This window comes from uncultured Comamonas sp. (assembly GCF_964277875.1).
Taxonomy (GTDB): Bacteria; Pseudomonadota; Gammaproteobacteria; order Burkholderiales; family Burkholderiaceae_C; genus Comamonas; species Comamonas sediminis.
In genome coordinates, this window is sequence record NZ_CAXYJV010000003.1 from 39,270 (window position 1) to 51,537 (window position 12,268).

14 protein-coding genes are annotated in these 12,268 nt (G+C 62.7%); 5 read left to right on the forward strand and 9 right to left on the reverse strand.

Going from position 1 to position 12,268, the window contains the following annotated elements; translation table 11 throughout:
* Nucleotides 1-14: 14 nt before the first annotated feature.
* A complete protein-coding gene (locus tag ACHWUQ_RS02020) occupies nucleotides 15-734 on the forward strand; it encodes a hypothetical protein (RefSeq protein ID WP_394680209.1) in 720 nt (239 codons plus the stop codon).
* Nucleotides 735-1,071: 337 nt separating this feature from the next.
* Here the strand turns inward: ACHWUQ_RS02020 and guaA are convergent, their stop codons facing one another.
* From guaA to guaB, 5 genes are all read right to left on the reverse strand, one after another.
* On the reverse strand, nucleotides 1,072-2,688 hold the full coding sequence (gene guaA / locus ACHWUQ_RS02025) for a glutamine-hydrolyzing GMP synthase (protein WP_312462345.1): 1,617 nt from the start codon (nucleotides 2,686-2,688) through the stop codon (nucleotides 1,072-1,074).
* A 44-nt stretch (nucleotides 2,689-2,732) separates the two neighbouring features.
* Nucleotides 2,733-3,179 (reverse strand): type II toxin-antitoxin system VapC family toxin, encoded by a 447-nt coding sequence (locus ACHWUQ_RS02030; RefSeq protein ID WP_312529862.1) that lies wholly within the window; start codon nucleotides 3,177-3,179, stop codon nucleotides 2,733-2,735.
* Nucleotides 3,176-3,436 carry a type II toxin-antitoxin system Phd/YefM family antitoxin gene (locus ACHWUQ_RS02035; RefSeq protein ID WP_230777299.1) on the reverse strand — a complete coding sequence of 87 codons (261 nt, stop codon included), beginning with the start codon at nucleotides 3,434-3,436 and terminating at the stop codon, nucleotides 3,176-3,178. The genes ACHWUQ_RS02030 and ACHWUQ_RS02035 overlap by 4 nt, the downstream gene beginning before the upstream one ends.
* Before the next feature lie 381 nt (nucleotides 3,437-3,817).
* On the reverse strand, nucleotides 3,818-4,276 hold the full coding sequence (locus ACHWUQ_RS02040) for a DIP1984 family protein (protein WP_394680210.1): 459 nt from the start codon (nucleotides 4,274-4,276) through the stop codon (nucleotides 3,818-3,820).
* 59 nt (nucleotides 4,277-4,335) lie between these two features.
* Entirely contained in the window at nucleotides 4,336-5,811 is a 1,476-nt protein-coding gene (guaB, locus tag ACHWUQ_RS02045) for an IMP dehydrogenase (RefSeq protein WP_239811726.1), read from the reverse strand.
* A gap of 144 nt (nucleotides 5,812-5,955) precedes the next feature.
* On the opposite strand from guaB, the gene ACHWUQ_RS02050 reads away from it, so the two are divergent.
* A complete protein-coding gene (locus tag ACHWUQ_RS02050) occupies nucleotides 5,956-6,516 on the forward strand; it encodes a DUF4124 domain-containing protein (RefSeq protein WP_394680211.1) in 561 nt (186 codons plus the stop codon).
* Nucleotides 6,517-6,581: 65 nt separating this feature from the next.
* Here ACHWUQ_RS02050 and ACHWUQ_RS02055 read toward each other — a convergent pair whose 3' ends face one another.
* Together ACHWUQ_RS02055 and ACHWUQ_RS02060 are read right to left on the reverse strand one after the other, a co-directional pair.
* Entirely contained in the window at nucleotides 6,582-6,908 is a 327-nt protein-coding gene (locus tag ACHWUQ_RS02055) for an RnfH family protein (RefSeq protein ID WP_312409390.1), read from the reverse strand.
* A gap of 46 nt (nucleotides 6,909-6,954) precedes the next feature.
* On the reverse strand, nucleotides 6,955-7,395 hold the full coding sequence (locus ACHWUQ_RS02060; RefSeq protein WP_239811724.1) for a type II toxin-antitoxin system RatA family toxin: 441 nt from the start codon (nucleotides 7,393-7,395) through the stop codon (nucleotides 6,955-6,957).
* A 137-nt stretch (nucleotides 7,396-7,532) separates the two neighbouring features.
* Here ACHWUQ_RS02060 and smpB point away from each other — a divergent pair, with 137 nt between their 5' ends.
* From smpB to ACHWUQ_RS02075, 3 genes are all read left to right on the forward strand, one after another.
* On the forward strand, nucleotides 7,533-8,006 hold the full coding sequence (gene smpB / locus ACHWUQ_RS02065) for an SsrA-binding protein SmpB (RefSeq protein ID WP_021027262.1): 474 nt from the start codon (nucleotides 7,533-7,535) through the stop codon (nucleotides 8,004-8,006).
* An 87-nt stretch (nucleotides 8,007-8,093) separates the two neighbouring features.
* Nucleotides 8,094-8,471, forward strand: coding sequence for a DUF4259 domain-containing protein (locus tag ACHWUQ_RS02070; RefSeq protein WP_394680212.1), 378 nt, complete (start codon nucleotides 8,094-8,096; stop codon nucleotides 8,469-8,471).
* An 89-nt stretch (nucleotides 8,472-8,560) separates the two neighbouring features.
* The gene (locus ACHWUQ_RS02075; RefSeq protein ID WP_239811722.1) at nucleotides 8,561-8,971 is read left to right on the forward strand and encodes an ATP-binding protein; all 411 of its coding nucleotides are present in this window, start codon (nucleotides 8,561-8,563) and stop codon (nucleotides 8,969-8,971) included.
* A 90-nt stretch (nucleotides 8,972-9,061) separates the two neighbouring features.
* Here ACHWUQ_RS02075 and ACHWUQ_RS02080 read toward each other — a convergent pair whose 3' ends face one another.
* A complete protein-coding gene (locus ACHWUQ_RS02080; protein WP_394680213.1) occupies nucleotides 9,062-11,026 on the reverse strand; it encodes an oleate hydratase in 1,965 nt (654 codons plus the stop codon).
* Between the two features lie 123 nt (nucleotides 11,027-11,149).
* Nucleotides 11,150-12,244, reverse strand: coding sequence for an enoyl-CoA hydratase/isomerase family protein (locus ACHWUQ_RS02085; protein ID WP_394680214.1), 1,095 nt, complete (start codon nucleotides 12,242-12,244; stop codon nucleotides 11,150-11,152).
* Nucleotides 12,245-12,268 lie beyond the last annotated feature (24 nt).

Below are 12,268 nucleotides of genomic sequence, written 5' to 3' on the forward strand. Positions count from 1 at the left end.
CCTAGGATGCCGGCATGGAACTGGCTGCCACCACCATCCTCATCAGCTTTGCCGGTGTCTTCTTGATCTGCTTCATGAAAGGCGCGTTTGGCGGCGGCTTTGCCATCATCGGTATCCCATTGCTGTCGCTTGTGATGGATCCAGTCACGGCAGGCGGCCTGCTGGCGCCGCTGTTCATAGCGATGGATCTGTACGGCCTGCGCTACTGGAAGCCGTCTACCTGGTCAAAGCCCGATCTGCTGTTGCTGGTTCCGGGGCTGGTGGCCGGTATCGGGACTGGCTATCCGCTGTTCCAGAACATGGCCACGCCGCGCGGCGCCCGCACGGTGCAGGACGAACGCGAGGCGTTCACTCGGATGATGTGGGACACCTGGGCGCCGGCCGGCTGGTACGACCCAGCCGATTTCGACGAGGCAGCACGTGCGTTCCAGGGGAAGGACTGGGCCGAGGTCGTGCTCCATTCTTACCGCCACCGCTGGGGCTTCGCCGAAGGCGATCCAGCCTATGCCGAGGACGAAGCACGCCTCGACCCAGCACCGGTGCTGCAGGTGCCAACGCTGGTATTGCACGGCGGCGCCGACACCTGTAACCACCCCGATAGCTCCCAGGGGCGGGAAGCCTTCTTCCAGGGCGGCTACGAGCGACAAGTGCTCGATGGCTTGGGGCATTTTCCGCAGCGCGAGGCGCCGCAGGCTGTGGCTGATGCAATTCTGCGGTTCTGCGGTTCTGCCTGAAATAAGCAGCGGGCATCTCGGACGCGCGGCAGCCAAAGCCATTGAAATGGTAGTTGTACTGAAACGCTCCGGCTTCAGTTGGCAACACCGCTACGAACATGCCGTCGCGGTCCACCACGTGGAATATTCTTTTTGAGCGCCAAGGCGCCACGTGCTCGATCGGTCAGCAATCAGCATCTCATGTGGTTTGCCGCCGCAAAAAGATACCGTCACGACAACCGTCAAATGCGCCGGCTTAGGCAAACTGGGTGAGACACCCAGAGACGCCTAAGCCTTTATTGCATTTTGAATTTCCGTGTTTTCAAGCCTGTTTGAGGCAGCGTGAGACGACGCTGTTTCACTCCCACTCGATCGTCGCAGGCGGCTTGCTCGAAACATCGTAGGTAACGCGATTGATCCCGCGCACTTCATTGATGATCCGGTTCGAGACACGCTTGAGCAGCCCGTAAGGCAGTTCCGCCCAGTCGGCGGTCATGAAGTCACTGGTCTGCACGGCGCGCAGCGCCACGACGTAGTCGTAGGTGCGGCCATCGCCCATGACGCCCACGCTCTTGACCGGCAGGAAGACGGTGAAGGCCTGGCTGGTCAGGTCATACCAGGTCTTGCCGGTGGCGTCGTCCACCCAGTTGTTCAGCTCTTCAATGAAGATGGCGTCGGCGCGGCGCAGCAGGTCGGCGTATTCCTTTTTCACTTCACCGAGGATACGCACACCCAGGCCCGGGCCGGGGAACGGATGGCGGTAGACCATGCCACGGGGCAGGCCCAGGGCCACGCCCAGCTCGCGCACTTCGTCCTTGAACAGGTCACGCAGCGGCTCGAGCAGCTTCAGGCCCAGTTGCTCTGGCAGGCCGCCGACGTTGTGGTGGCTCTTGATGGTGACGGCCTTCTTGCTCTTGGCACCGCCCGACTCGATCACGTCGGGGTAGATGGTGCCCTGGGCCAGGAAGGTGGCGCCCTTGTGGCCGCCGTCGCCAGCCTTGAGCTTGGCAGCCTCGGCCTTGAACACGTCGACAAACAGGCCGCCGATGATCTTGCGCTTGGCTTCGGGATCGCTCACCCCAGCGAGCTTGCCCAGGAACAGGTCCGAGGCATCCACGCGGATGACCTTGGCGTGGAGCTTGCCTTCGAACATCTCCATGACCATGTCGCCTTCGTTGAGGCGCAGCAGGCCGTGGTCCACAAACACGCAGGTCAGCTGGTCGCCAATGGCACGGTGGATCAGCGCGGCAGCGACGGACGAATCCACGCCGCCGGACAGGCCCAGAATCACCTCTTCGTCACCGACTTGCTCGCGGATCTTGGCAACCGCTTCTTCGATGTAGTCACCCATGATCCAGTCGGCCTGGGTAGCGCAGATGTCGAGCACAAAACGGTTGAGCAAGGCCTGGCCTTGCACGGTGTGCGTTACCTCGGGGTGGAACTGCACCGCGTAGTAGCGGCGCGCTTCGTCGGCCATGCCGGCGATCGGGCAGGATGGCGTGGACGCCATGACCTTGAAGCCTGGGGGCAGTTCGGTGACCTTGTCGCCGTGGCTCATCCAGACCTTGAGCATGCCGTGGCCTTCGGGGGTGACGAAGTCCTCGATGCCCTTGAGCAGTTCGGTGTGGCCATGGGCGCGCACTTCGGCGTAGCCAAATTCGCGGCTGTTGGAGCCTTCAACCTTGCCGCCCAGTTGGGTGGCCATGGTCTGCATGCCGTAGCAGATGCCCAGCACGGGAATGCCCAGCTCGAACACCGCGTCCGGCGCGCGGTCGTCCACTTCGTAGACGCTGGCATGGCTGCCGGACAGGATCACACCCTTGAGCTTGCCGTCAGCGGCAAACTCGCGCACCCATTCGCTGCTCACATCGCAGGGATGCACTTCGCAGTAGACATGGGCTTCGCGCACGCGGCGGGCGATCAGTTGGGTGACTTGGGAGCCAAAGTCAAGGATGAGGATCTTGTCGTGTTGCATAGCAGATCGTTGGGTTTGGATGGAGAAAAAACGGGGGTGATGGGTCAAAAATCGTCGGCGGCCAGCACGGTGATTCCGCATTGCTGGGCCGCTGCCACCTGCGCGGCATCAAAACTGGCCAATGGCAGGCGCAGCGACTGCGCGAGCCACAGATAGGCGGCATCGTAGACCGGCAGGCCAGTGGCCAGCGCCACATCGAGCACGGCCTTGTGCTGGGCAGGAGCCAGCTCATGCAGCTCCACTCTGTGGCGTATGGCGTCGAGCACGCCCCAGAGGCCTTCGACGCTGCCCAGCGGGATACGGCCGCTGTTGGCGCCGGTGGCCACCAAGTTGCTGCATTCCCAGAACCACAGGTTGGGCGCTTGCGGGTCGACCTCATGGCGGCGAATGCGGGCGTAGAGGCGCTGGGTATGGCTGCTCGCCGCTTCGGGCAGCAGCCAGGCTGCAGTGACCGAGGCATCGAGCACAAACGCGCTGAAGGCGGCGCTCATGCAGCGCTCCTGCCGCGGCGGCGCAGTTGCGGCACCGAATCTGCCTCGGGCGGCGGCGCAATGCTGGCCTGCAAGGCCTCGATCTGCGCCAGCTCACGGGCAATCTGCTCGTCGGTGATCACCGGTTTGCGCCGCATCGGCAGCATGCGCACCACTTCTTTGCCGTGGCGCGTGATGCGCACTTCCTCGCCCTGCTCGACCAACTCGACCAGCGCAGAAAAACGGGTTTTGGCTTCGTAGATACCGACGCTGTGCATGGAAGTAGGTGACAAAAAAATCTGGCCTGAACATCAATTCAGACCAGATTCTATCATTCAGACCAGTTTTATGCCAACAGACCAGAATTGAAGGGGTTTTGGTGGTGGCCTCTTGTGGCACAACAGCGCGGCACGGGCTGGTGTTACAAGAGGGAGGAGCGCCGCGTCAGTGCAAGGTAGTGAGGTATACGCTGTCAAAAGTACCGGGTGCGTGGTTACGGGCTGATGGGTAAGCCGTGTATTGAGCACGTTTGCGCTGCCCTCCGCGCATCCAGAGGGACCCAGTATGTTTTCAACCCCCTGGCTCCCGGCCGGGGTCTTTGCACTCGCCCGTGGCGCTCCAAAAACTAGCTGATCATCCCTTGTTGAATCCCTGAACGGTTACGCCGCCACATCGACTTGCCAATTGGCCGATTGCAGCACCACATTGGTCTCGCGGATGCGGCGCGACAGGTCATCGGCCTGCTTTTGCAAGCTGGCCACATGGATCTGCGGCAGCCATTTGATCTCGCGCTGGCTGTAGCGGTCCACATCCTTGTGGGTGGCGGCGATGGTGGCAACCAGCAGCGAATGCTGGGCCACCAGGGTGTCGCGCTCGGCCAGGATGTCGGCTAACAAACGGCCATCGGCCGAGCGGGCCGTCTCATTGGCGGTGTTGATGGCGCGCACCAGTTGCTGCTGCGCCAGCAAGGTCGAGGTGGCCTCGGCCAGCAGGTCTTCGACCCGCTCCTTGGGCTGCTCGCCCTCCTGCACGATGGCATTGCGCGCAATGCGTTCACGCAAGGAGAGCAGCTTTTTCTTGTGGTCGGCGCGGAGCAACAGGGCTTCGGCAAGCTTCATCGGCATTCCTTGGAAGGAGTTAAAAGAATGGCTGCCAGCGGCAGCCATTCTCTGGACCATCAGTCAGCGCGGTAGTTCGGCGCTTCCTTGGTGATCTGCACGTCGTGCACATGCGATTCACGGATACCGGCTGCGGTGATTTCCACAAACTCGGCCTTCTCGTTCATCTCTGCAATCGATGCGCAACCGCAGTAGCCCATCGACGCACGCACGCCGCCTGCCATCTGGTAGACGATGGCTACCATCGAGCCCTTGTAAGGCACGCGGCCTTCAATGCCCTCGGGCACCAGCTTGTCGGCATTGGGGTTGCCGGTGCTCGATTCCTGGAAGTAGCGGTCGGCCGAGCCTTGCTGCATCGCACCGATCGAGCCCATGCCACGGTAGCTCTTGTACGAGCGGCCTTGGTAGAGGATCACTTCGCCAGGGGCTTCTTCAGTACCGGCAAACATGCCGCCCATCATGATGGTGGATGCGCCAGCAGCCAGGGCCTTGGAGATATCGCCGGAGAAGCGGATGCCGCCGTCAGCGATCAAGGGCACGCCGGTGCCTTGCAGCGCCTGGGCCACGCTGTCCACAGCCATGATCTGGGGCACGCCCACGCCGGCCACGATACGGGTGGTGCAGATGGAGCCAGGACCGATACCGACCTTGACGGCATCCGCACCCGCCTCGACCAGTGCCAGTGCAGCTGCGCCGGTGGCGATGTTGCCGCCGATCACATCGACTTGCGGGTAGTTTTGCTTGACCCAGCGCACGCGCTCGATCACACCACGGCTGTGGCCGTGGGCCGTATCCACCACCAGGGCGTCGACACCGGCCTTGACCAGCAGGTCCACGCGCTCTTCGGTACCAGCGCCCACGCCCACGGCTGCAGCGACGCGCAGACGGCCCGCGCGGTCACGGGCCGCATTGGGGAAGGTGGTTTGCTTGGTGATGTCCTTGACGGTGATCAGACCCTTGAGTTCAAAGGCATCGTTCACCACCAGAATGCGCTCGAGCTTGTGCTTGTTGAGCAAGGCCTTGGCAGCGGCGGGCGTGGTGTCGTCCTTTTCGTTGACGGTGACCAGCTTCTCGCGCGGCGTCATGATGTCGCGCGCCTTGACGTCGTAGCGGGTCTCGAAGCGCAGATCGCGGCTGGTCACGATGCCCACCACCTTGCCGCCGTCGCAGACCGGGAAGCCGGAAATGCCCCGTTCGTCGGACAGCTGCATGATCTGCAGCACCGTGTGCTCCGGGGTGATGACCACCGGGTCGTGCACAACGCCCGATTCATGGCGCTTGACCTTGGAGACCTCGGCAGCCTGCTGCTCGGCGGTCATGTTCTTGTGGATCACACCAATACCGCCCTCCTGGGCGATGGCAATCGCCAGTCTGGCTTCCGTCACCGTGTCCATGGCGGCAGACACCAGGGGCAGGTTCAGGCGGATATTGCGGGTGAATTGGGTGGCGAGAGAGACGTCCTTGGGCAGGACTTGGGAGTATGCGGGCACCAGCAACACATCGTCGAAGGTGAGCGCTTTTCCGATCAGGCGCATTGTGAAGGCTCCAAAAAAAGGATTCTACCGTCTTTTGTAAGCAGCTTGCAGGGCGGCGGTATGACAGCCCCTCCAACGCAGGTTGTTATCTCCAACCAACAACTTCGTGCGGCACCGACAATCGGCACGCTACACTCGCCTTCTATGAAACTCATCAAGCTGCTCTTGCTCTCGGTAGCCATTGGCATTGGCGCGCCCGCCATGGCCCAGTGGCAGTGGATCGACAAAGATGGCCGCAAGGTCTTCAGCGACCGACCACCGGGGCTGGAGGTGCCGGAGAAGAACATTGTCAAGCGCCCCAAGGGTTATGGCGCGCTCAAGGGTGTGCAATCCTCGGGCACCGGCCCCGCGCTGCGCGATGCCAGCCCTGCCCCGCAAGAGGGCGAAGCCAGCGATGCGGCAGCGGCACCATCCCCCGCAGCGGCCGTCCCTGCTGCCAAGGCAGCCGCCGGCAAGGACAAGGAGCTGGAGGCGAAAAAAGCCGCAGACGCCAAGGCCAAGGCCGATGCCGAAGCTGCTGAGAAGGCCAAGCAAGCGGCGGCCAGAGCGGACAACTGCAAACGTGCGCAGCAGGCCAAGGCGATGTATGACACCGGCAAGGCCGTCCGTGCACCGAATGAAAAGGGTGAGATGGTGTTCCAGAATGCCGAACAGCGCGCCTCCGAGATCAAGCGCACCGATGAGGCCATCTTCAACAACTGCTGATCACCCGCGCCACCCGCCAAAAAGCCAAGCAGATGCTTGGCTTTTTTCATTCAAGGCGCGCGGCGTCAAGCGCCATAGCCGGCTTTGGACTGCGGCCTGCGCCGGGCAAACAGGCCTGTACCGCGGGCGCCCTGCTTGGCAAAGCGCTCACGGCGGGCCTTTTTCGGATCGACCTTGAGTGGCTGGTACAGCTCCACCCGGTCGCCATCTGCCAGAAGCTGGCTGCGGGAGCGCAGCCGGCCCCAGATGCCAGCGTCCTGCGTATCGGCAAACACCTGGCCGGTTTGTGCGCTGGCAGCAGCCAGGGCCTGGGCCAGGCTGGCACCGGCGGGCAGCCGCAGTTGCACGCTGTGGGGTTCGCCATTCTCGGCCCAGACCACTTCGATCTGCATCAGGCCTGCAGCGCCCCCAGCGGGCGCTGCTGCCGCCGTGTCTGCATCAGCCATAGATTTTCTCGGCACGCTGGATGAAGGCGTCCATCATCGTCGCGGCGATCTTGTCGAAAATGGGGCCGACCACGGCGGCCAGCGCCATGCTGTCAAAGCCGTAGCTCAGGCTCAGCGATACCTTGCAGGCGCGCTGGCTGCCGTCGCCCACCGGCTCAAAGCGCCAATCACCCTGCAGTTGCGAGAATGGCCCTTTGACCAGCGCCATCTGCAGGCGCTTGCCCGGCTCGTAGGTGTTGCGGGTGACAAAGGATTTTTTGATGCCCGCCAACGCAATGCCTACCTCGGCAGTGACGCCATCGGCGTGCTGCTCCAGCACATGCGCGTGGTCACACCAGGGCAGAAAATCTGGGTAGCGTGGCACATCGGCCACGAGATCGAACATCTCCTGGGGGCTGTACCAGATCAGGACGGACTTGTTGACAGTTTTCATGCAGACAGGAGAGCGGGCTGCAGCAGCAAACCGGCTGCCGCCCAAAACATTCATAAAATCATAGACCAGAACAAAAAGCGCTGCATCCAGCAGCCCTAAGGGCTTGGGAAAGCCGTTTTGCCCCTAATATTGCAATTATGTCGAAGACGAACAACACCAACAGCCGCATAGCCGATAACAAGAAGGCTGCATTCAACTATTTCTTTGAGGAACGCTTCGAAGCGGGCATGGTGCTGCATGGCTGGGAAGTCAAGGCACTGCGCGAGGGCAAGGCCCAGCTGACCGATGGCTACGTGCTCGTCAAGAACGGCGAGCTCTTTCTGATGGGCTGCCAGATCAACCCGCTCAAGACCGCCTCGACCCATGTGAGCCCGGATGCCGCGCGCATCAAGAAGCTCTTGATGAAAAAGGACGAGATCAAGCGCCTGATCGGCAAGGTCGAGCAAAAGGGCTACACCTTGGTCCCCATCAACCTGCACTGGAAGAACGGCCTGGCCAAATGCGATATCGCACTGGCCAAGGGTAAGGCAGAGCACGACAAGCGCGACGTGATCAAGGACCGCGAAGGCAAGCGCGAGGTCGAGCGCGCGATGAAGGTGCACAACCGCTGATCGGCGACGACTTCCGCGTAACTGCCATGGGGCCACCATCACGAGTGGCCCTGTTTTTTGCCCTCTATCTCTTGTAGCGAGGTCCGCATGGGAACTTGGTCACACGGCAATTTTGACAACGACGCAGCACTGGACTGGCTCGGCGGCACCACCGGCCAGCTGATTGCAGAGATCCGGGAAGCGATGGCATCGCCGGACAGCATGCAGGCCGATGAATGGGATGGCGATATCGTTCCCTGCCGCATCGAGCTGCTGTGCGTGATGGCAGAAAACGGCATGGCGCCGCGCTGGCCTGATCTGCTGGAGCTGCAGCAGTGGAAGCTTATCTATTTGCGCGAATGGGACGGCAGCATCGACGAGCTGGACCCGGATGAGGACTACCGCCAAAACCGCCGCGACACCCTTGCCGCCACCTTTGACCGCATGCTGAAACTGGCTGCCGCCAGCGCTGACGCCGGGCGCTGAGCGCTGCGATATAGCGCGCCCGTCTGACACGGCACTACATCAGCGCGCACTATATTGGTCGGCACCATCAACCAACCTGGATGCTGTCTATGTTCTCCAAGCTCGCAGTACTGGCCATTCCGCTGTCGGCCGTCCTTTTGACCGCCTGTGGCTCGATGCACCACAAGGACCACAAGGAAGCGGCCACCAGCACCCCGGTGCGTTCCGCCGATGGCGTGCTCGTCGGCCCCGATGGCCGCACGCTCTACACCTTCACCAAGGACACTGCTGGCAGCGGTGCATCCACCTGCTACCAGCAGTGCGCCACCAACTGGCCGCCACTGGGCGTGGCCCCAGGCGCCAAGCCGATTGGTGATTTCAGCATCATCACCCGCACCGACAACACCCAGCAGTGGGCCTACAAGGGCTGGCCGCTGTACTACTTCGCCAAGGACAGCCAGGCGGGCGACAAGCGTGGCGACGGCATGGGCGGCGGTGTGTGGAAGCTCGCCACGCCTTGATCGGCCAGCGGCCCTGACCGTCAGCGCATACCACAAGAGGTGGCCCTGCGGCCACCTCTTTGCATGGGGGCATGCCGCCCCGCACGCCAATTATTTGGATTTATCGCGCAGATTGCTGCTGTAGCGCTCCAGCCAGGCCGACAGCTTGCCGAAAGCCTGGCCGCCCTTGCCCAGCAGCTGCGCCAGCTCCGATTCGGCACGCTCGCGCAGGGTCTCGTCGTTGTCAGGCAACGGCGGCAGAATGTGGGCGAAATAGGTCTTGCCCAGCACGCGGTGCAGCAGACGTTCACCGACAAAGGGCTGGTTGCCATTCAGCGCCCGCGCACCCTTGATGATGTTGCGGATGTCGTACTGCGTGGGGCTGATGTCGGGCACCTGCTTGGGCAGGGCCAGCAGGGTGTAGACGCCGATGCGCGCCGTGCGCACCGAGCTCTCCATCGTGAAGATTACATCATTGCTGGTCTCGACAAACTGGCCCAGCAAGGCCAGGTTGGTGCAGCCCTCGGGCACCACATGGGGCCGGTCGCCGGCAGCGCGCGGCATGAACTGCGCGGTGATGTAGGGCATCAATGCCAGGCGCACCTTGGTATTGGCCGCCACCGCATCGATCTGGTCGGCAATACCGAGGTGGTAGCACAGCTCGGCCAGAATCTCGCGGCCCGTGCATTCAGGCATGGTCTTGGGCACATGGTTGCCCTTCTTGTCCATCAGCAGCGCGTAGACCCACAGCACCAGCACGTCGCCGGGCTGGTCGGGGAAATGCGGCTGGCGGTTGCAGGTAAAGCTCATCACCCAGTTCGAATCGGTGAAGGTGATGACGCCGCCGGTCACCGTCTTGCCCGAGTAGGGATCGTTGACCGACAGTTCCTTGAGCTTGTCGATCAGTGGCGAGGGTTTGCAGGTCAACGTGGCCGACTCCCACATCGAGCCCTTCACATCGCCATAGAATTTTTCGGGTCTGCCAAACACCGGCGACTTGGCTGCCAGGCGCTTCCACAAGGTCCAGTCGCTGTCGTCGCCCGGCTCCTCATTGCCACGCGCCAGCACCGGCACCGTATCCAGATCGCCATATGCCGTGCCCTCGGTCATCGAGCCGGTCAGCGCAAACACGACATCGTGGGGACCGACGTCAATCTGTACCTCCTGGCCCGCCGATCGGCAGCGGATCGCGGTGACCGTGCGGCTGCCCGCTTCTTCGCGCATGTCCAGGTCATAGGCGCGGGTGTTGAACTGCACCTTCACGCCCTTGTCCTTGAGCATGCGCGTCAGCGGTACGACAAAGCTGTCGTACTGGTTGTACTTGGGGAACACCAGCGCCGACATGTCGGTCAGCCCATCGATGGCATCGAGAAAGCGGTGCATGTAGAGCTTCATCTCCAGCAGGCTTTGCCAGTTCTCGAACGCGAACATCGAACGCCACAGGTACCAGAAATTGGTCTCCAGAAAGCTCTTGCTGAAATAGGATTCGATGCTGATGTCGTCCAGCTCCTCCTTGCGCTTGAGCAGCAGCTTGACGATCTCCCACTGGTGCGCCTTGGTCAGGCCCAGGGTGGAGAAATCGCGGATCTTGCCTTGCTGGTGCATCAGCCGGGCCTTGGACCAGTTGGGATCGTTGTCATTGACGTAGCGGTACTCGTCGAGCACGCTGTAACCCTCGGGCAGCTCCAGCGCCGGCACGTCCTGGAACAGGTCCCAGAAGTTGTCGTAGTTCCAGTTCATCTCGCGGCCACCGCGCACGATATAGCCCTGCTCGGCATTGCCCGCACCATCGAGCGAGCCACCCGCCACATCCAGGGTATCCAGAATGGTGATGTCTTCGCCAGCCATGCCGCCGTCACGGATCAGGTAGAAAGCTGCGGCCAGGCCGGCGATGCCGCTGCCGATGATCCAGGCCTTGCGCCCCGCTACCGGCGCGCCCAGCACCGGCCGGTTGCGCATATAGGCGCCCGTCATGTCCGGTGGCGGCAGGCTGTCTTGGGGGCCCTTGCGCCAAAAGCCTTCACCAATGTTCGCCTCAACGCGCAGCGAGGAGGTCCGGGAGTCTGCATGCTTCATGCTGTTGCCTTTCATGGATAGCTTGACGATCAGACGTCAAGGTATAGCACACCGGCTCCCACCCGCTATTGATGAGCGGCAAGCGCCTACGCATCCACGTAGCCGCTGGCGCTGTCCTGTCGCTCAGTTCAGCGCCAGCAGCGGGTGCGCCTCCACAGGCCAGGGGCTGGCAAACATCTGCGCCACCTCCTGCAGGTTCACGTCTTCGATGCGGGCGGGGCTCCACTGGGGGGCGTGGTCCTTGTCCACCGCCAGTGCGCGGATGCCTTCGAGCGTCTCGCTCTTGCGGTCGGGCCGCAGGTAGAAGCAGTGGCGCACCATGTCGCGCTCCATGCGCAGGTCGTCAGCCAGGCGCATGCCGCGAGCGCGGCGGATCTGCTCGAGCACGACAAACAGCATCAGCGGTGAGCGCTTGCGCAAGGTCTCGGCAGTGGCGCGGGCAAAGTCGCTGTTGCCGGCCTCCAGCGCGGCGATGATGGCCGGCACATCGGCCAGGCCAAAGTACTGGTTGATCTCCGCATCGGGGTTGGCTGCACGCTCTGGCGCAGGTGCCAGGCCGGCTTTGACAAAGGCCTGCACCGCGTCGCCGTTGGCAAAGCTGCCGCTGGCCAGCCCGTCCCACAGCGCCTGCTGCTGCGCGCTGGGCAGGTAGCCATCGGCCAGCCGGTAGGCCAGTGCATCGGCCGCGCCAATCATCTGGCCGGTCAGGCCCAGGTACTCGCCCACATGGCCGGGGCAGCGGGACAAGAAGTAGCCGCCGCCCACATCGGGGAACAGGCCAATGGCCGTCTCGGGCATCGCCATCTTCGTGCGCTCGGTGACGATGCGCAGGCTGCCGCCCTGGCTGATGCCCATGCCGCCACCCATCACGATGCCATCCATGAAGGCGATATAGGGCTTGCCGAAATGGTGGATCAGGTGGTTGAGCGCATACTCCTCGGTGAAGAAATTCTCCAGCTCGGGGTTGCCTGCCATGCCGGCGGCATGCAGAAAGCGGATATCGCCACCAGCGCAGAAGGCGCCAAACGCGCCCTCCTTGTTGCTGCCCCGGATGGCGACGGCCAGCACCTTGTCGTCCTGCTGCCAGCGCAGCAGCACATCACGCAGCTCGCGCACCATCGCCAGCGACAGCGCATTCAGCGCCTTGGGCCGGTTGAGCGTGATAAAGCCCAGCTGGCCACGCACTTCGCTTTGCACATCTTCGGTGTAGACCGACATAAGACTTGACTCCTTGTTCTTCTG